Below are 19,769 nucleotides of genomic sequence, written 5' to 3' on the forward strand. Positions count from 1 at the left end.
CGTTCCTCCTTAGTTATCCATTTTCTTTTGTACGCGCAATTGGAAGTACGTGATGAGCAAGGCAATCGTCAACAGGATGATGGCAACAGCACTCGAATAACCGACTTCCTGTTGCAACATCGATTTCCGGAATAGATAAGTCGAAATGAACTCCGTCGACGATCCCGGTCCGCCGGCTGTCGTGATCCAGACTAAATCGAATGTCTTCAGACCACCGATGACACCGAGGATCGAAAGTGTGAACGTCGTTCCTTTCAAGTTCGGGAAAACGATGCTCCACAGTGTCCGGAAGAATCCAGCTCCATCGATTTTTGCTGCTTCGAAGATTTCCTTCTCAATCGTCAACATCGCCATGTAGTACATGACCATTGAAGAACCCGTCCACTGGAAGATGTTGATCGCAATGACCGAATAAAGCGCGATATCCGGGTCACCGAGCCAGTTCTGTTCGAGGCTACCGAGACCAATTGCACGGAGGAACTCATTGATGTAACCAAACTGGAAATCATAGATTTGTGAGAATGCCGCACCGAGTACGACAGGGCTCAAGACGACCGGGAAGAAGAAGACCGACTTCATCGCCGTCCGCATTGGTCCCGGTGTATGCAGGAAGTACGCCAAGACAAGACCGATACCGGCTTGGATCGTGACTGTTAAAATCGTGAAGATGAACGTATTCTTCAGCGAGAGATAGAAGTCTGGATCTTGGAACATCTCAGCATAGTTGTCGAGTCCGACGAACGCTTTGTCAAACGAGATTCCGTCCCACGAGAAGAACGAGTTATAGGCGTTATAGAAGATCCCATAATAGATGAAGCTGACGACGAACAAGACGATTGGGGCAACGAAAGCCCATCCGACCATGTTCCGCTTCATGTTCTTTTTCTTCCTTGGCGCAGGCGTACGTGTCGCTACCGGCTGGAGCGGTTCTGCTTTTGGTTTAATCGGCAATTCCTGTCGCTCTGTCTGCATATGGATTCCCCACTTTCCTCAAGTCCAAAAATCAGGAAGTGGCACGCAGGCGTACCACTTCACTGTCGAGTCTTATTTCGCTGATTGATCCGCTGCGTCTTGAACGCGTTGTAATGCTTCTTTCGGATCTTGTCCTGTCGCGATGTTTTGAAGTTCCTTACCGAGGATATCGTTTAATTTCGTATCCCGGATACCACGGCTAGCAACCGCTTTTGCTAATGTGTCGTTCAACATCTTGTACGACTCTTTTTCACCTTCCGATGTGAAGGCAGCATCTGAATCGACTTTGACGTCCTTGATTCCAGGTGCCATCTCGAACTCACCCATGTAGACTTCTTGTCCTTTTCCTTGGCTCATGAAGGCGATGAACTCCGCTGCACCTTCTTGTTGTTTTGACTCTTTGTTGACACCAAGTGCCATGTCGATCGATGCGATGACGGGTTGCTCTGTTCCGCCTGCTAAGTTCGGGAGTGGAACGAATCCGAGCTCATCATCGATTTTCCATTTTTCTTTTTTCTCTTTCGTCGTCATCGAGTGTGCTTCCCATGAACCGATAACCCACATCGCTGCTTTTTTATCGAAGAATTGGTTCATCCCGTCATTGTACGTCGCTAGACCAAGTGCACCTTCTTGGAAGACTTTATCCTTGAAGAGGTCTTGCCAGATTTGCGCTGTTTTGACCATCTCGTCGTCTGTCCACTTCGCTTCACCCGAAAGAACTTTTTGGATGTAGCCTGGTGCCACTTGGTGACTGAGGACGTTGTAGACGTCGATATCGATCCACGCATCTTTTGCTCCGAGCATGAGTGGGATGACTTTATCGCCTGAGTCTTTGATCTTCTTGACTGCACTGACTGTTTCTTTGTAGTTCTTCGGTGGTGTCACGCCGTATTTGTCGAGCATCGTCTTGTTGTACATCAAGTACGCTTGACCTGTGAACCCGATTGGCACTGCATATTGTTTACCGTCGAGTGTCGTTTGTTCGATTCCAAGCTCGACGAACTTGTCTTTCCAGCCTTTGCCTGCTGCTTTATCCATGTACGAATCAACGGGTACGACACGATCCTTGTACTGCTGGATCATCGGTTCTTTTAGACCGATGATGTCTGGACCCTTACCTGACAACATCGCGACTTGTAATTGTTTTTCATAGTCTTCACTGTAGCGTTTGAATTGAACGACGTATTTGTCTTGCGATTCGTTGAACGCATCAACGACTGCTTTCCCCGCTTCTGGTTGTGGCGCCCAGCCCCACCATGTGACGATCGTCTTGCCGTCTTTCGTTTTCGTTTGTTGCTCGTCTTCGCCACCACAAGCAGCAAGGAATGCGGATAATGTTAGGACTGATGCTGCAGCAACGAGTTTCGTTTTTTTGAATTTCATGTAAGAGCTCCCCTTTTATGTGTAAGTAGTCAAGCGTATCGTCTAGCGTGTTCCCCTTCAATTTGTGCTTGTTTGCACCATTCTTCGATCACTTTCGTCTGAATCGGCATTCCCTGTAGCTGAATCAATACGCGGGCAATCAATCGAAGACGGTACGCCAGCGTATCAACGTCCGGTCGGACGAAGAGATATAACTCCCCACCGAGCGTTAAACAACCGGCAGAGCGCATGTGTTGCATGAGTGCGCGTAATTCAATGTATCCGCTCTCATTTTTTCGAATGTGTAGCTCGGATGAACGGATCGTCAGGACCCCTTGTACCGATGACATCCGGAATTGAAACACACCGTCACGTCGTGGTCGGACGAGCACGATATCCTGCTCGTCTGTCGGGACATCGCCTGGACCCTGTTCTGTCATCTGTTGCGTCGACCGATGAAAATAAAAACCGCGGATTGCTCCGTAACGCCCGAAAGCTTCACGGTACGAAACCCATGGATCGTATGGTTCCATTGCGCGATGCCTCCCTTTCCTGCTTCAGCTTGATTAGCCCCTGCTAACCTGCATCCACCTCCACTTAGTTGACCATGAACTTAGTAAATTAAATTTATTATCTAACTTTACATCGACTATAGCACATCACTTTTTAATTTGTAAACGGTTTCATTAAATTATTTTTGAATAACAAAACCGATTCCATCTCTTGCTGGTTCGCAAGACACGGAATCGGCTCATTAAATCGTTTGAAATAAACTGTTCGTTGCAAGGGCCGCTGCACTGAGTGCTCCCTGTTTTTCACCCCACGGGACCATCTTGACATCGGTTTCACGTGAAGCAGCGGTCAACGCCGTGTGCTCGACCCGTTCCTTGATTTGATCAACGATCGTAGGTGCGAGCTCGAACATCGGTCCCCCAAGTAAAATCCGGCGTGGATTCAAAAGATGAATCGTATTCAAGACACCGATTCCGATATATTCCCCCGCCCGTTCATACGCACGAACCGCCTGCTCGTCTCCCTCGTTCAACCGCTTGCGCAAATCAGCAAGCGTCGAGACTTGTGGATCAACGACAGCATAATCCCGTAACAATGCTTTTTCGCCTGCCAACGCTTCAAGACATCCTCGGTTCCCACACGAGCAAATCGGACCATCGAGATCAAGGCGCATATGTCCGACCTCTCCCGTAATATGATGTTGTCCGTCGACAAGCTGTCCGTCGAGCACATAAGCACCCCCGATCCCTTCCCCAGCATAGAGATAGAAGAATTGTTCGACCCCGACGCCTTCACCGAACAATAACTCAAACGAAGCGAGTGCCCGGACATCATTTTCGATGAAGACAGGATAGTCAAAACGTGCTTCGAGTTGTACCTTCAACTCAACGTCATGCAGATGGAATCGTGGAGCAAAAAGAATGACACCTGTCTCCGGATTGACCATCCCGTGGACGGAGATCCCGATTCCGTGAATCGTTCCCCGTCCTTTTGTCTGTGCAATCAAGATCTCGCATAAGCGACCGATTGCTTCAATCAGTTCTTCATTCGTCTCAAAGCGTCCCACGGCTTCGGACTCATGAATCGTGTTCCCACTTAAATCCGCAACGACACCGATGAATTGGTGACTTGTTGCATCGATGCCGATGACGTATTGCTCTGTTGCGACGAGTTCGAGCATGATCGGTTTTCGTCCCCCATTTGATACCCCAAGCTCTCGCTCCGTCACGAGTTGTTCTGCAATCAATTCACTGACGATGTTTGATACCGTCGGCTTCGTCAAGTTCGTCCGTTGTGCTAACTCGACCCGCGAAATCGGTTGATGCATCCGGATCAGTCGCAAGACGAGTGCTCGATTATAAGAACGCATCCATTTAGAATTACGCGGTGTTTCTTTCGCCATGTCCCCCTCAACCCCTTTGGTCTGTCTCTTTACTATCTTCGCATATTTTGTAAGGGATTTCACGGTCTCACACAAAAACCGTTCATCTGCTGAACGGTTTTTGTGCACTTTCATGCTTCGTCGTATGGTTGTTCCAAGATCAAGACACGTGAACCGTCCGGATTCTCGGTCAGTTCAATTTCGACGATGGCTTGACCGACCAGCAAAACAATCGGTTGAGACGGATCATTCTCGCGAAAGAAACCGATTTTTCCGTGGTGTGCATCCATATAGTCCGCATATAAAAATGTGCCGTTGACGTGTAACTCATCCTTCATGCGATTAAACGTCAGACGTGGCACACCGTACCAGGCTTCCCCATTCAAATAAAGCAACGGACGCTCGCCGACCGATTCATTCATCGCCCGTCGGACCTCGATCGCCCCCGTCGTATCGTAATACAATCGATCCTGACCACGTGTCGCGATGACGATCGGATGTTTCTGATACAAGACGACTTCTAAAATTTCATCCGCTTGTTCGACGAAATAACCAGTCTCATCCGACTGGGCAAAACTAATCGTATACAATTGCATCCAGGAAACAATATCCGTCACTTGAACCGGTTTATGAAAAAGCGCAGAAACAAGCAGTGTTTCTTGCGGAGTCACAATCAGATTGACGGAGATATCCGCTAAGCGGATCGTCCGGATTTGTGTCGAAGGATACGTATGGTCATAACTCGGAACAAGCATCGCTTCATAGTGATCATCCTTTTCGACCAGTTCAATCGATGGCATGCGTCGATCAAAATCCGCAATTTGAATTCGTTTCATCCGACATCTCCTCTCACCTTCTCGAACAGCCTCACGCAAGTTATTACCCAATATCTGGTTTTCGTGCACTCCCCTGAATTCAAAAAACCGGAACGCATGCGTCCCGGTCATTGTAAATACAAATCATATAGTAGATATAGAATGCCTCCGACGATGATTAAAAATGAGAAGATGCCCGTTTTCCCAAAAAAGACGCGATCGACGGTTTCATCTCGTTCGAATCTTTGCTTCGTCATATAGTACCGCTCCCTTTAACAAGCTCGTAGTACTTCTCTTTTTCGACGTCTCGTATCCAATCCCTTGTTATGATCTGTCATTTCGTTCCATTTGCAAAATAAATCAATGTTTCGGTCTCATCTTCTTTCAACGGTCGTCCTGTCTCTTCTGCATATAAGGTCCGCATATCTTTCAGTCGTCCTCCGGTCGCTTCTGTTACGCGAATGGCTCGACGCAACATGTTGATCTCTTCTTCAAATTCCGACTTCGGCATCGCTTCTCCATGCGACCAGATATAATAGTCGGCATCTAAACGATCGAGTGTCGTTAGTAAACGCGTCGTCCGTTCGACCGTATAATTCCACTTCGGTGAAAAGATATCGGCATACATCGCGTCGCCTAAGAACACGACACGTTCTTCCGGAATGTAGACGAGTAGACTTCCCGGGGAATGATCGTTTTCGACTTCAATCAACTGACAGTGTACCCCGCCCAAATCAAGATCCAGTTTTCCTTCAAAGCCGATCGTCGGTAAAACGACTTCGATATCACGTGTCGAACCGAACTCGAGCTTGATCGCGTCCGCACAAAACGGAATCTCGATGCCTTGATCCATTCGTTCTTGTAACGCTCCATCTGTCCAAGCGTATGGTTGCATCTCCTTCATTCGTTCGATCGTTTGCTTGGTCGCGATTGACGGCAGACCGAGATGTTTCATCCCAAAAATATGATCCCAGTGCCAGTGGGTCAATGCCAATAAATCAGGTGATCCAAGATTGTGTTTCTTCATTTCTTCTAAGAATAGTGCTGCATGAGCTGACGAGTTTCCCGCATCGATCATCAATTGATGATTTTCCCCACGTACGACGGCGAGAATCGGGCGGTCCGTCTCGCTGACCGGTGTCTGATACCAAATCCGTGAAGTTAGTTGTTTGAAGTGTTGCATGCTCTACCTCCTTATCATCTGCTTTTAGTATACGTCATGACAAAACCGGGTTCATCTAGAAGACGAACCCGGTCTGGTTAGTTATTATTTTTTAGCGTTTGGTCGAAACGGCCACCAGACCCCTTTGCCAAACGATACCGTGATCGCTGGAATCAAGAGTGGTAAGACGATCAAACCATACAAGAGTAGACCTGTGATGACGATCGTCGCGATTTGAACGAGACTCAAGACACCAGACGGCATCATCGCTCCGAAGGTTCCTGCGAGGATGATCGCTGCCGTGATGATGACAGACCCCATCTTTTTCATCGACAGGAACATCGCTTCCTTCGTATCGAGTCCCTTGATCGTCTCTTCCCGGAAACGGTCGAGTAGGAAAATCGAGTAGTCGATACCAAGGGCAATCAACATAACGAATCCGAAGAACGGAACGGCCCAACTGATACCGTCATATCCGAGTCCGTTGACGAAGATCAGCTCTGCGATCGACATCGACGTATAATACGTCAGCAATAACGAACCGATCATGAACAACGGCATGATCAACGAACGGAACATGATTGCTAGAATCACGAAGAGACTGATCAGCATGACCGTCACTGTTCGTTTGAAATCGGCTTTCGACGTATCGTTTAAATCACTGTTGACGCTTGAGATACCACCGTATGCAACACTGCTGTCTTCAAACGGTGTCCCTTTGATTGTCTTCGCTGTCGTCTCTTTGATCGCAGCGACAGTTTGAATCGCTTCCGGAGAATACGGATCATCTTCGAGGATGACTTCGAACTTCAATCCCGTCTGTTGATCGATCGCGTAACGATCAATTGCTGGTTTAAAGGCTTTATCCGACAGCGTATCTTTTGGAACGAACACACCTGTCCCCCGAATCGATGTCGCTTGTCCCATCTCGGTCAGAAGATCAGAAATGTCTTCAAGACCACTTTCAATTTTCGTCAATCCTGCGTTCGCTTGACCGACACCGTCCGCGAGTTGCGTCAACCCACTTCCAAGTTGACCGGCTTGCGCCCCTTGAGACGCAATCCCACTTGCTGCTTGACTGATGCCGGCTTGAACTTGGCTCAATTGACCAGACAAGGCATTCAACGTTCCAACGGTTTGCGGGATGTTTTGGGTCGATTGTAGACCTTGACCGACGAGCGTCAACTGTTGGTTAATTTGCCCAAGTCCGTCTGCTGCTTGTTGCAACTGACTCGCACCCGCTGAAGCCGCGTCTCCTGCTGGTAGCTGTCCTGTAATCCCATTCAAATTATCTTCCACCGTCGTCAGACCAGACTGAACATCCGTAAGACCAGCGGTAGCTTTCTTCATACCATCAGCAACTTGTTTTAATTGACGATCGACGTAGAAATCATTGATGACTTCGCCTGTCGGACGAGAAATCGAACGAACCGATTTGACCCCGTCAATCTTCACCAGTTCGCGACTGAGTTGTTCCGCATAAGGAACTGTTTTTTCAGTAATCAAATCATCGTCACTCTTCAGGATGACGTTGACCGGGAGCGACTCACCTGCACCAAATCCATCCGAGATCGCATTCAGTCCTTTTACCGTCTCATACTTCGCACCAATCTCATCGACGGTATTAAACGAAAGGTCATCATCATACGTAAAGAGTGTCGGAACCGTGATGATCGCAACGATGATCATCGCAAGCAACGGACGACGAATCGATAATCCACCATACTGTGCCCACAGTTTACTGTCTTGGTGACTCGCCGCCTTCTTCGATGGCCAAAATAGCTTTTCTTTTAATGTTGCCATGAAGAATGGAACAAGTGTAAACAAGACAAGCAAGAGTACGGCAATCCCGACTGCAACAGCGACCGACGATTTAAAGATCGGGAAGTCCGCAAATCCAATCGCCGAGAAGCCGACGAGAACAGCGAGACCACTGATTAGTAACGTACGCCCTGCTGTCTTATACGTGTTGACGATTGCTGTCTCAACGTCGTGTCCTGCCGTCAACTCTTCCTTATACCGGCTCAGGAGCAAAATACAATAGTCCGTCCCAATCCCGAACAGGATGGCAACGAGGAAGATTTGCGTATAGTTCGATACTGGGAAGCCGAACCAATCGACGAAAAAGGCGACGAGTGATTGGCTGATCAGGTACGTAAACCCAACCGCAACGAGTGGGACGAACGGTGTGACGACTGAACGGAAGACGAGCAGAAGCAGTCCGAAAATCAATCCGACCGTAATCAGTTCCGTCCGCTTCAGTCCCTCTTGCGAGCTCGTATTGACGTCATCATTGATTAACGCTTCACCCGTTAGATAAATCGTTTGATCCTTTGGTAAGAGGTCCGTCCGGATTTGTTTTGCCAGTTTGACGATCTCTTCTTGCGAACCGTCGACCGTGATTGGCACGAGAACTGTCTTTTTGTCTTTTGAGACGAGCTGTCCTTCCGTCTCCTTGTTTTCAAACGGATCGAGCACATCCGTAACCGGACGATCAAGTGCTTCTAAATCCTTAACGATTTGCCCGATTGATGTTCGATCGGCATCGCTGACTTTGTCTTTGAGCGGAATGACGAGAGAAATGGTTTCTTCACTTGCCCCCGCTTTTTCTAAAATGTCAGCTGCCCGTTGTGAATCGGCATCATTTGCAAGCTGAATCGCACCTGCTTCTTCTGCTTGTTTAGCCAAGTTTGGTGCCGTAAATAGTAAACCTACTGTGACGATGAGCAATAACGCAAGAATTGCCCAACGCCATTTGACGATTTGTCGCATATCCGATTCTCCTCTTCCTTCGATTCTGTCTTTAGTCGTTCAACTGCAAAATCTCTTTGATCTTCTTAAAGGTTTCGATGAACTGGATGATTTCTTCTTCCTCGACCTTTCCTTCAATCAAATTCTCCAGATACGTATAGATTTCTTGCTCCGCTTCAGTTGCCACTAACCGACCTGATTCCGTCAGTGAGATATACTTCGTCCGGTGGTCGTCTTCTCGTCGTTCGACGATGACGAGACCTTTTTCCGTCAACTTTTTCAGCCGGTTGGAGATGGCACTTTTGTGAACACCCTGCACTGCCGCGAGACGCCCAGACGAAATCGGTCCATATTTTCCGACGAGCTTCAACACATGAAGTTGTTCCGGTGAATACATTTGCCAAACGGGTGCTTCGACCGACTTCAACACGCGTTCTGTTCCGTGGATCATGACTTCTTCAAACAGGAGGACTGCTTCACGTAAATTGTCTTTCATTTTTAGTTTACCCCCTAAACTTATGAAGTTAGTTTAGCCCCTCAACTAGAAGTCTGTCAACTCTAAACTGTCACAACTTACCGATGCAGAACATGACCAATTTCTGTATGATAAAGGAAGAGAGGAGCATGCTTATGTTGACTTTGTTTTGGATTGCGTTAGTCATCTGTCTCGTAGGTCTTGTCTTTACGTTACGGATTGCCAAGCAACCAGCAGAAGAAAAGTATGACCACAAAACTTCGGCCAAAAACATGTCTTGGATGTATTTCATTTTTCTTCCGATCATTTTGATTTTATTAGGCATCTTCTATTATTTTTTAACATGACATAAAACAGCACACATCAACCGATGTGTGCTGTTTTATATCACTTCAAGGTTTTCGGACGGACGATATAGATATCGCATTTTGCATAACGGGAGATGTTTTCAGAGACACTCCCGATCATGATGCGTTCCATCGCATTCATCCCGACCGCCCCGCAGACGATCAATCCAGCACCGACACGTGGTGCGATGACCTTCGGAATCAATGTTTTGGGAGAGCCATTTTCGATGACCAGTTCAACTGTCTCGACGCCTGCTTCTCGTGCCCGCTTCTCGTAACGATCGAGCAGTCCTTGTGCATATTCCGTGACGTTTTGATCAATGAAACGCTTATTGGCACGTACATTAGCAAATGTCTGAATATCGATGACGTGGGCGATGACGAGTTTGGCATGATCGAGTTTGGCGAATTTCACTGCTTTTTCAAAGGCAAGATCTGCCGTCTTTGATCCATCGACTGCCACTAAAATCGTATGATACTGGCTCTCCATCAAGAATCATCCTTTCTGCACGACTCTCTTACAGCATCCGGTCATTTTCATTTTCGAGGGCGCGGTTTTCGTGATCGAGTTTTCGTTCTGCCTCGATCCCTTCTGGTTCTGTCTCCAAAATACTTTTTGGTTCCGGTGCAGGACGTGCTGCACCTGCTTCGTCTGCTAACAGGACATACTCACCTTGCTGGACACGTAAGACATGTTGACGAATATCCGACTCTGGTAATCCGAGCTCCGTGAAGGCGGTTTGAATTTCCTCAGCCGAAGCCGGTTTGCCTGTAAATCGCTCAAATAGTGTCCGTTTACCAGAGACGAGTTGCGCTGCTGATTGCCCGCGTAACATCGCCATATCGGTTTTGTCTTGCAACACGACATACAAATCTTCTTCTAGATAACCAGCAAAATGTAGATCCTCAATTTTTCGAATCAAATCCGTCTCATTTTGATAGACACCAATCCATTGTTTTTTTCCCATGACACACGTCTCCCCCTTTTATAGCAACTATATGAGATATACCCCAAATTCATCTAAAACATGACTAGGATGAAGAAGACTTCGGCGATTGCTGTCGAAAAAGACGTTGCCGTTTATAGAAGACGTAATAGCACAAGAGTAAAACACATACGATTCCGACCCCTGTTACGATTTGTTGCAGAAGAAAGAGGCGATCGTTAAAGTACAATCCAATCAAATACCAGACGAGCGCGAGACCGAATACCCAATCGGAATGAATGACGACAAACAATAGTCCTCCGATAATCGCTACGATGAGTGCAATCGTACTCCATTGCTGTTCGGAAAGACCAAATAGCGAAGTGAACTGAAAATCCGATAAGATCCGAAATGGTAAAATTAACAGCATCGTGCTCATCCAGGCAAGTAATACTGAAAATGGGGAGCGCATCCAAGGCGATCGTCGCGGATGGTGTTGAATTTTCATATAGACTAAACAAAGACTGATGAATGAAATCGTAGTCCAGACGAGTTCCCAAGGTGGTCCGGTCATACTACTGACGCCAAGTGTCAGGAGCGATAACGCGAGCCATCCCCCGATGTCTTCAATCAGTTCTCGATCCGCTGGAAAAGCTCGGACCGGTCGAATACACCAAATTAACAACGTCGTGAACACGACACCTGTAACCGCATCAAAAAAAGGTGCTGGAACAAGAGGCAACGCAGGAAGGGTGACCGGATTTGACCAAACGACGCGCGCTAGCAATGCAAAGAGGAATGCTCCTATATTCATGAGGCGTAAAAATGTTAAATACTGCACGTCCCTCTTCACCTCCTCGTTCATTCTGTTATTCAATTCCCCTTGCAAGAGGCAGAAAAACAAAAATGTCGCTTTGTTCTGTTGCCAAATTCCGGTACGATGAAAAGAAAAGGAGGAACGCGAATGGACGCATTTTTATTGCCCTATCAATACAACTTCATTCGGAATCAAGTCGACCTGTTACAACATCAATTCGCTGCCGTTCATGATCCCGATGTTCGTGATGCTGTCCGGTATAGTGCTGCTGAAAAAATATTCGATCTATTGCCCGTACTTACACCAGAACAGGAAGCGCTGTTGACGAACATTCGTGACGCTGAATCCGAACAAGATCTCCTCGCGTATTTAGCACACGTCGAACCATTCGTCCAACCGTTTCCGAGCATTTCTGAATCACGCATCCGTCAGCTCTTCAAAAAAACGAAAAAGTTACATGTTCCGCCACTTCACTCCTTTGAATGGGTTCACACGACGTTTTTAAGCTGGAACGATACCGGAAATCGAAAAAAATACTTCGTCTATCCTTTGGACGGTCAATGGATCGGCGTCGAGGGAACCTATCTACCATCGATCCAAAAAGGGATTTGTGCGATTTGCCATACGTATAGTGACATCACGCTCGTAACCGCAACGACACGTCGTTCAGCTGAACAGCATCAGACGATTGGTCATCATATGTGTATCGACAGCGATGCATGTAATCAAGCTGTGACCAATCCAGAAGTCATTGAAACATTCTTAGCACGCACGCAAAAGAAATGATAGGCATCAAAAAAACACGTTCGTATGACTGATCCGATGAGGTTCAGTATACGAGCGTGTTTTTGCATGTGACGGCGTTCAGGTGTTCGTTATCGCTGGATCATGCAAGCAAAATTGATTCTTCCCGCGACGTTTTGCCTCATACATCGCTAGGTCTGCTTGCTCGATCAAGTCTGATCGAGAGGCTGCATGCGCAGGATAGATCGCTCCACCAATGCTTGCCGTTACGGGAAGTGGAATGATGCCATGGTGAAACGGCTGTTGGAACAAGGAAACGAGATGTTCTCCACACTGCACCACTTCTGCTTCTTGTTCAACGTCAAACAATAAGACGACGAACTCATCTCCGCCTTGTCTTGAAATGACTGTATTGGGCGGCAGTTTCTTTTGTAAGCGTGTCGTGACATCGACGATGAGTTGATCTCCGACGCGATGACCGTATGTATCGTTAATCTCTTTGAAGTGATCGATATCGATAAAGAATAATCCGACTTGTCCTTCACTCGCTTCCGCCCGGTACAAGGCATCTTGGAACAGTCGCGCAAACAGATACCGATTCGGTAACCCTGTTAAGGCATCGTGGTATGCCATGTGCCGCATCTCCTCCATGGCAGTTGCTAATGCTTCCGTTCGCTCTTCCACCTTCGCTTCGAGATTTTCGCGCAACCGTTGATTGTCAACGACAATCCGGATTTGACGGGAAATCAACAACGGTATGGCAATCATCAGACCAATCGTCAAACCGTTCCAACTAATCGTTTGCCGTGCCATCGTCACGAATAGAATCAATAAGAATAAGTAAGGTGTAATTAAACGTAAGACATCGATCCATCTCCGTGTGACGTCAAGAGGAACGAGCGCTTCTTCAGCGTCAAAGCGATATGCGGCAAGCCCGACGATCATGACAGTCGCTAACCATAACGGATCGAGCCAACTCGAAGGAAATGGATAATCAAATCGTTCTAGGACGACGTATAGGAGGTCGGCAAGTAATTGAAAATGAAATGCGAGTAGAATCAATAATAACGATCCGCCATTACCACGTTTCATCAAACCAAAGAATAAGACAATCATTCCGCCGAGCAACAATAAATCACCGATCGGATAACGAAGCCATAAAAGCGTTTCGATCGTCAGCAAGGCATTTGCTTCTAAATAGGGTGTCACTAAGTAGTGCCACGAGAGCGATCCAGCAACGACTAAAATGATGAACTCATCAAATAGAAAAACGCGTAAATTGACTTCTTGCCGTCGATTGCGAAGGAAATAACCGAAAGCAATGATATAGATCAAAATTTGAAAGCTGAAGATCAAGTCGATCCAATCAAACGGTTCTGTTCGCGTCCATTCTCGGAGGAAGTATAGAAGTTGTCCACATTCGCCTATACCAAGCATCGCATTAGCGAATAATAATAGAAGAAATAAGCGGTAAGTAAAAGGGCGTCTTGTATGGCGTCGTTGTGCCCGCCAAATCAAATAGAGGGAGATGGTTACGCCACCGATCGTGAACAGACTGTTGACGACTTGTCCGATTACCGTATCCGTGCCTACATACGTCACCCAGACGATATGAAACAGCAACCAGCCCATAACGACTCCTAACCATCTCTGATACATGACGATTCCCCCTTTCCTTTTTTAACCATAGTTCGTTTGTCCTATAGGTATATCGGTTCAGGATTGCTGTTTATTCACTCTTTTTTTATTTTATTAAAATCTTTTTTTCGCACGATTACTCATTTTAAAAACAACCAAAAACCGTGTTCACACCTAAGCGGTCTGAACACGGTTTAACTGGAACGTATCACGTTTTCTTTAACTAGAACGTCGATTCTTTTCTGTCGACTCAATGGATTCACTTAGACTGAGCGGTAACACGATGATGAATCGACTACCTTTGCCGACTTCAGATTCGACATGGATGATGCCTTCGTGTTCTTTGACGATTTCCTTACAAATCGATAAACCGAGTCCCGTTCCACCGATTCGACGTGTATCCGAGTTATCGACACGATAGAATTTATCAAACAAGTGAGCAAAGGCATGATGCGGAATCCCAATTCCTTCATCCTTCACTTCAATGATGGCTTGATCGTCTTTCGTATCAATCCAGACATCTATGCGCCCACCATCTGGAGAATACTTGATCGCATTGTTGATCAAGTTACTCATTAATTGTTTAATCCGGTCTTCATCTCCTAAAATGAATGGACGATCCGGGCTGAGCAACTGCAAATGGAGATCGTGCTGTTCACTTGAAGCGTCATACAAGGACATCACTTGTTCAGTTAGGGTAAACAAATCGAGATGTGCCATTTGGTACAACTGTCCACCTGACTGCATTCGCTGAACGTCTAAGAAGTCCGTGACGAGGTTCGATAACCGTTCCGTCTCGTTATGGATCGTCGCTAGATATTTCTGCTGTTTTGAGTCATCGATCTTTCGATTCAGCATCAACTCTGTAAAACCATAAATCGATGAGAGTGGTGTTCGTAACTCATGCGATACGGTCGAGACGAGTTCTGTTTTGAGACGATCGGCTTCTGTTTCCCGGGTAATATCCCGTAAGACGAGGATGATTCCCTTCCATCCTCCGACAACATCAATACGTTCCGCGTAGACTTCGAGATGAGCGGTGTTGTTTCGAATATCAAATCGGACCTTGTCCGGTGAAATCTCACCGGAACGAATCAAATCTAGATACGTATTAAAGGCTTCGACGTCATCCACCAACTGACGCATTACATTGATGACGTACTCACTCGACGGTAACGTTCGATCTACCGTAAATTCCGATTGTAGTTCTGGAATCAACTCAAACAACGGACGGTTGACGTATAATTCTCCATTTCCATCCTCAAGATAAATGATTGCTTCTCGGATCGAGTCCAACACTTGCTCGGTCTTTTCTTTTTCTTGACGCATCCCTTCGTAAGAACGCGTTCGTAGGAGCGATAACGTCATCTGTTGCGCGAACTCGCGAATATCCGTTAACTGCTGTCCTTTATAGGCAGATTTATAACGAACCAGATAGATGGCTGCAATCAATTCATGCGTTTCTGGATCTTCGATAGGAATCGTCACTTCATACGTGCTAAATGAATATGGATAGTCTTTTTGACGCGTCACCCGTTTTTCCGATTGGACGAATTCCATCTCCCGAACCGATCGATTGATGACGGACATCTCATCTTTCAAAAGAACTTTTAAATAATCCATCGTCATCCCATTCGTCGTCGCACCCATGAACTGTCCTTCTTCATAGAGCAATAGGGCACCGTACTCCGAGGAGGTGATATCGATCATCTTTTGAACGATTGCCGGGTACGATTCGACGGTTTCACGAACAGCAAGCGCCTCGGTCAATTCGCTACGTAATCGGAGCTTTTCCTCATTCTTTTTCGTTGTTTGATACGCTTCTTCGAGTTCTTCTTGTTGCGCTTGCAGTTCTTCTTGTTGCGCGAGCAACTCTTCACTTTGCGCCTGCAACTCTTCGTTTTTGCCTTGCATCGCATCCGTATGGGCATTTGTCGTCACGACCATTCGATTAAAGGCTGCGCGCAACAATCCGATTTCGTCTGGTCGCTGCTCGGCAGCTTTATCAATCTTAATCGGTTCTTTCCGAGCGAGCTTCTGATTATCATCGATTAAGCGTAGTAATTGTCGTGTCATCCGGCGAAGGAACGGGTGCACGAATAAGAGGATGAAGGCGATGAGCACAACAATACTGGAGATCCAAATCCATTGTGATTTTGCGACCTCACTTCGAAGTTCACCGACAGCCGTTTCTTGTTGTTGGCTGAGATTCGTCCGGTATTCCTCAAGTGCTGCAGATGCTTTTTCAATATCTGGCGTAATATCAATCGAACCATCGGCAGTTGGCTTTAATCGCCCTTGATCAACAAGACGCTCGGCAATCGGCAAAGAAAACAGACTATCCCCCTGTAAGAAGTCCTCATTGATCCGATTCGCCTTTTTTTCATTGACGTAAGACTGGGTCAACGGGAACAAGGCATCATAGTATAACTCATATAAATTCGTCATTTGCGCTGCGAATTCTTCTTCTTCATCTGTTTTTGCGTTTCGCATGAACCAATCCGTCTCACTTTTGATATCTGTTCGGAGCGCCTGAATCTCATCAAACCGTTCTTGGTTACCAAAAATGACGAATCCTCGCAATCCAAACTGGACGGTTTGCCAATTGTCCCACAAATCATTGGCCCGGCGATTTTGTTCACTGATCGTCTCGAGATTCTGTTTTGATGTTTCGATTCGTCCTTCCATATAGTCATAGACAAAGAACGAAGTAATCGATACTACGATCAGTACCGCATAAAAAACAGTCAGCAACTGCCGACCGATTCGTCGCCGAATCCAATTCACCATGAATGTATCCTCCTCATCATTCATCGAATGATGCTTTTTCATTTGTTTCTTTAAATATAATAGAAACGCTTTCGAAGCAACAGCTAGGATATACAAAAAAAGACCTTTTCTCGGAATGTACCCGAAAAAAGGTCTTTTTATCCGCTTATTTTTTTGCTTTCTTCACTTTCACAGAAGTCACAGGGCTCACTTGACCACGTGTATTCTTAACGTAGACGGAAAGCTTCGCTTTTGCTTTTTGCTTCGGAATTTTGACAGAATAGTTGCCTTTTGCAGAAACTGTTCCTTTTCCGATGACTTTTTTCTTCGCATCTTTTACATAAACACTCAATTTCTTTTCAGCTGTCCCGGTTACTTTCGTTTGTCCGGCATAGACTGATTTCACTTTGGGTGCTGTTGGTGCTGGTAGGACTTTTACGATCGTCGGTTTACTTGTGCGTTTGGCAATATCCGTCACTGTGACGATCAAGCTTGAACCACCGACTTGTTTTGGTAATTTCGCACTGAAATGACCTTTTGCATCAACTTTTGCTGTGGCGACTTTCTTTTGTTTCGCATCTTTGACAGTAATCGTACCGCCAGCGAGAGCTGTACCTGTCATTTTTGTCGCACCAGCAAGAACCGGTTTGACCTTCGGTGCTTTTGGTGCTTTTCCAGGAAGGACTTCTGTCCGTTCCGACGTGACGTCTAGTCCATTCGCATAGCGAACCGTCAAGACCGTCTTTTGGTTTTGCCGCGGAATCTTGACGCTGTATTTTCCTGCTTGAGCCGTTGTCGTAGCTAGCTTTTTATTCGTCGTCGTTTCTTTACCATTCTTATCTTTCGTTACGAGTGCTGCCCACACTTCAACTTTCGTTCCTGTCTTGACTGTTCCAGAGACAAACAATTGGTTATCGTAGACGTCATTGACATTCCCGTTCAAGTTCAACTGAGAAATCGCGCGTGGAATACTGACTTTTCCGTATCCAGAGACTGGGCTGACGTAAGCTGGGAATTCAGGTTCCATCTTTTCCCCGTCTTCATCTTCTTCAAAGTCGAACCAGTCGTTTGGATTTTCAAACGCAAGCGGCTCTGCACTCTTACGCAAGATCTGTTCGATTTGTGTTGGTGTCAGTTTCGGGTTCAGTGACTTCAAGATTCCCGCTACTGCTGCAACGTGTGGTGAAGCCATACTTGTTCCATCCATGTATACCGTGTTACCGTCTGGAATCAAACTAGCGACTTTCGATCCTGGTGCTACGACATCAAGTCCAACACCATAGTTCGAATAATCAGCGACCATTCCGAGTGGGTTCGTCGCTCCAACAGAAATCGCATATTCCGAGTTCGCTGGGTAACCGACCATCATGTCATAGTCGTTTCCTGAAGCCGCAACGACCGTAACACCATGATCTGCTGCATATTTCATCATATAAGCCATCGTCCGGCTCTCACCGCCACCAAGACTCATGTTGATGACTTTGGCGCCATGATCGACTGCATATTTAATCCCGAGTGCGATCGCGTCTGTTTCTCCTTCGCCGTTTGCATTCAAGACTTTAACCGGTAGGATTTGTGCTGATTGATGAATCCCTTGGATCCCGTAATCGTTGTTCATCGTTGCTGCGATGACGCCCGCTACGTGTGTTCCGTGACCGTTATCATCGATCGCATCCCCGTCACCGTTGACGGAAACATAGTTCTTTTCATTTGCGATATCAACTTTTCCTTGTAAGTCCTTCAAGCGATAATCGACACCTGTATCGATGACTGCAATCTTAACAGGCGCTAACTTCTTCGAACCGAAACGTTGTTGGAACGCTTCAAACCCGATCCCAACGTTATCAAATTGCTCAAAGACGGTCTTTTTGTTGACAGCCCATTGATAATCGAAGTTGATGTCCTTCGTTGCGCGGTACGTCTGAATTTTCTCAACGTACTCGACCGCTGACGAACGGTTGAGCGATTGTTTTAATGCGGTTGCCGATTGACCTTTGACAGTTGGGTCTTCCGTCACGATGACGAAGTCTCCCGCATTACCAAGGGATAAACGTTCCACATCCGTTGCCTGAACACCCGCAATCTTCATCGAACGGTTCATTTTACCTGGCTTTAATTTAACGATATAACGTGTTGCTTCTTTTGATTGAATGTTCATTCCCAGTGACTGGAATGTTTCGCTCAATTTGCTTCCACTTAATTTAGAGACATCCATTTTGTTGGCATATCCATCAATCTCTTCCGCAATCACAGCAGGTGATGCTTCACGTGATAATTTGTAGAGACGATCGACAGCTTGTTGATCGGCTTTCGTCAACGTGTACGATGTTCCACGTACGAGTGATTCCATCGCCGGCTTCAATGTTTTTAAATCTTCATATGCTTGTTGACGCTTTTCTTTATTGAATAAAAGCGTTTTGACGACGTAAGGTGACGCTTTGTAGTAAAGCGATGTCAAAGCACGTCCTGCATCCGATTGGCTCAATACTTGCTTTTGGATCGAGTGCATGAGTGCGAGCATCGGCTTTTCTTCTTTTGTTTGTTTGAGTGCTTCTTCCGCCATACAGCTGATGTCATTGATTGGCTCATACTCGACAGGTAATTTGACGTTGTTATACGTCAACTTGACATGAGCGGCTTTCGTCGTCTTACCTTCTTCGATGTTCGGGTAATATTCGACTTTGACATAATACGGTCCATCCCATGCATATGGAACGGCTAATTTTGTAAGGTTTTTTTCATCTGGCTCCGCCTCTGTCCGGTAACGATCAAACGTATCGTCTTCCGCAGCCATCGCTTCACTCGGATACGCCGTTACTTGAACAGGTTGATCCGTATCGATCGATAGTTCGAAGTGTGACGCGGTCTTTTCTACACCCGCTTCATGGTTGACGCGGTACCAATATGTATTTTTTTCTTCCGTTCCTGTTTCAAGCGTCGTTTCTTGTCCTACTTTCAAGAGCGTTGCTTTAGCAAGGGCTGTTTCCGCCTTTGCTGTCGTAGGTCCTACTCCGAGTGTCAAAATCAGACAGCTCAGCATGACCCAAATCACCAGTTTCTTCACGCCTGTTCCTCCTTCAAGATGGATGTACTTTAT

At 46.4% G+C, this 19,769-nt stretch carries 17 protein-coding genes; 2 read left to right on the forward strand and 15 right to left on the reverse strand.

All coding sequences use genetic code 11. The annotated features are described in order from the left end of the window. Positions 1 to 9 precede the first annotated feature (9 nt). From KNQ06_RS11835 to KNQ06_RS11870, 9 genes are all read right to left on the reverse strand, one after another. Complete coding sequence (locus tag KNQ06_RS11835) at positions 10 to 972, reverse strand: carbohydrate ABC transporter permease (RefSeq protein WP_029343340.1); 963 nt, start codon at positions 970 to 972, stop codon at positions 10 to 12. 72 nt (positions 973 to 1,044) lie between these two features. Continuing rightward, complete coding sequence (locus tag KNQ06_RS11840; protein ID WP_050678942.1) at positions 1,045 to 2,355, reverse strand: ABC transporter substrate-binding protein; 1,311 nt, start codon at positions 2,353 to 2,355, stop codon at positions 1,045 to 1,047. Between the two features lie 29 nt (positions 2,356 to 2,384). Beyond that, positions 2,385 to 2,867: a hypothetical protein gene (locus KNQ06_RS11845; RefSeq protein WP_050678941.1), complete on the reverse strand. Its 483-nt coding sequence runs from the start codon at positions 2,865 to 2,867 to the stop codon at positions 2,385 to 2,387. A 221-nt stretch (positions 2,868 to 3,088) separates the two neighbouring features. Next, the gene (locus KNQ06_RS11850) at positions 3,089 to 4,249 is read right to left on the reverse strand and encodes an ROK family transcriptional regulator (RefSeq protein WP_215148372.1); all 1,161 of its coding nucleotides are present in this window, start codon (positions 4,247 to 4,249) and stop codon (positions 3,089 to 3,091) included. A 110-nt stretch (positions 4,250 to 4,359) separates the two neighbouring features. Next, entirely contained in the window at positions 4,360 to 5,064 is a 705-nt protein-coding gene (locus tag KNQ06_RS11855; protein ID WP_023466965.1) for a hypothetical protein, read from the reverse strand. A 107-nt stretch (positions 5,065 to 5,171) separates the two neighbouring features. After that, positions 5,172 to 5,300, reverse strand: a complete 129-nt coding sequence (locus KNQ06_RS17105; protein WP_255359383.1) for a hypothetical protein — start codon at positions 5,298 to 5,300, stop codon at positions 5,172 to 5,174. A gap of 77 nt (positions 5,301 to 5,377) precedes the next feature. Then, on the reverse strand, positions 5,378 to 6,226 hold the full coding sequence (locus KNQ06_RS11860) for an MBL fold metallo-hydrolase (RefSeq protein WP_215148374.1): 849 nt from the start codon (positions 6,224 to 6,226) through the stop codon (positions 5,378 to 5,380). 84 nt (positions 6,227 to 6,310) lie between these two features. Continuing rightward, positions 6,311 to 8,977 carry an MMPL family transporter gene (locus KNQ06_RS11865; RefSeq protein WP_050678938.1) on the reverse strand — a complete coding sequence of 889 codons (2,667 nt, stop codon included), beginning with the start codon at positions 8,975 to 8,977 and terminating at the stop codon, positions 6,311 to 6,313. A 31-nt stretch (positions 8,978 to 9,008) separates the two neighbouring features. Beyond that, positions 9,009 to 9,452 (reverse strand): MarR family transcriptional regulator, encoded by a 444-nt coding sequence (locus tag KNQ06_RS11870; protein WP_029343331.1) that lies wholly within the window; start codon positions 9,450 to 9,452, stop codon positions 9,009 to 9,011. Between the two features lie 128 nt (positions 9,453 to 9,580). Between KNQ06_RS11870 and KNQ06_RS11875 the strand changes: the two genes are divergently transcribed. Continuing rightward, positions 9,581 to 9,778 (forward strand): hypothetical protein, encoded by a 198-nt coding sequence (locus KNQ06_RS11875; RefSeq protein WP_023466956.1) that lies wholly within the window; start codon positions 9,581 to 9,583, stop codon positions 9,776 to 9,778. Between the two features lie 40 nt (positions 9,779 to 9,818). Here KNQ06_RS11875 and KNQ06_RS11880 read toward each other — a convergent pair whose 3' ends face one another. The 3 genes from KNQ06_RS11880 to KNQ06_RS11890 form a co-directional block, all read right to left on the reverse strand. Further along, on the reverse strand, positions 9,819 to 10,268 hold the full coding sequence (locus tag KNQ06_RS11880; RefSeq protein WP_023466954.1) for a universal stress protein: 450 nt from the start codon (positions 10,266 to 10,268) through the stop codon (positions 9,819 to 9,821). 28 nt (positions 10,269 to 10,296) lie between these two features. Then, the gene (locus KNQ06_RS11885) at positions 10,297 to 10,746 is read right to left on the reverse strand and encodes a general stress protein (protein WP_050678937.1); all 450 of its coding nucleotides are present in this window, start codon (positions 10,744 to 10,746) and stop codon (positions 10,297 to 10,299) included. A 64-nt stretch (positions 10,747 to 10,810) separates the two neighbouring features. Then, positions 10,811 to 11,545, reverse strand: a complete 735-nt coding sequence (locus tag KNQ06_RS11890; RefSeq protein ID WP_215148376.1) for a hypothetical protein — start codon at positions 11,543 to 11,545, stop codon at positions 10,811 to 10,813. Between the two features lie 123 nt (positions 11,546 to 11,668). Here KNQ06_RS11890 and KNQ06_RS11895 point away from each other — a divergent pair, with 123 nt between their 5' ends. Then, complete coding sequence (locus KNQ06_RS11895) at positions 11,669 to 12,307, forward strand: FusB/FusC family EF-G-binding protein (RefSeq protein WP_064300586.1); 639 nt, start codon at positions 11,669 to 11,671, stop codon at positions 12,305 to 12,307. A 78-nt stretch (positions 12,308 to 12,385) separates the two neighbouring features. Here the strand turns inward: KNQ06_RS11895 and KNQ06_RS11900 are convergent, their stop codons facing one another. The 3 genes from KNQ06_RS11900 to KNQ06_RS11910 all read right to left on the reverse strand — a co-directional run bounded on the left by KNQ06_RS11900 (position 12,386) and on the right by KNQ06_RS11910 (position 19,736). Continuing rightward, the gene (locus KNQ06_RS11900; RefSeq protein ID WP_064300585.1) at positions 12,386 to 13,924 is read right to left on the reverse strand and encodes a GGDEF domain-containing protein; all 1,539 of its coding nucleotides are present in this window, start codon (positions 13,922 to 13,924) and stop codon (positions 12,386 to 12,388) included. A gap of 198 nt (positions 13,925 to 14,122) precedes the next feature. Further along, entirely contained in the window at positions 14,123 to 16,693 is a 2,571-nt protein-coding gene (locus KNQ06_RS11905; protein WP_082874248.1) for a HAMP domain-containing sensor histidine kinase, read from the reverse strand. A 145-nt stretch (positions 16,694 to 16,838) separates the two neighbouring features. Then, positions 16,839 to 19,736: a S8 family peptidase gene (locus KNQ06_RS11910; RefSeq protein WP_215148378.1), complete on the reverse strand. Its 2,898-nt coding sequence runs from the start codon at positions 19,734 to 19,736 to the stop codon at positions 16,839 to 16,841. Positions 19,737 to 19,769: the final 33 nt, after the last annotated feature.

Origin of the sequence: Exiguobacterium sp. s91 (assembly GCF_018618915.1) — a bacterium.
Taxonomy (GTDB): domain Bacteria; phylum Bacillota; class Bacilli; order Exiguobacteriales; family Exiguobacteriaceae; genus Exiguobacterium_A; species Exiguobacterium_A abrahamii.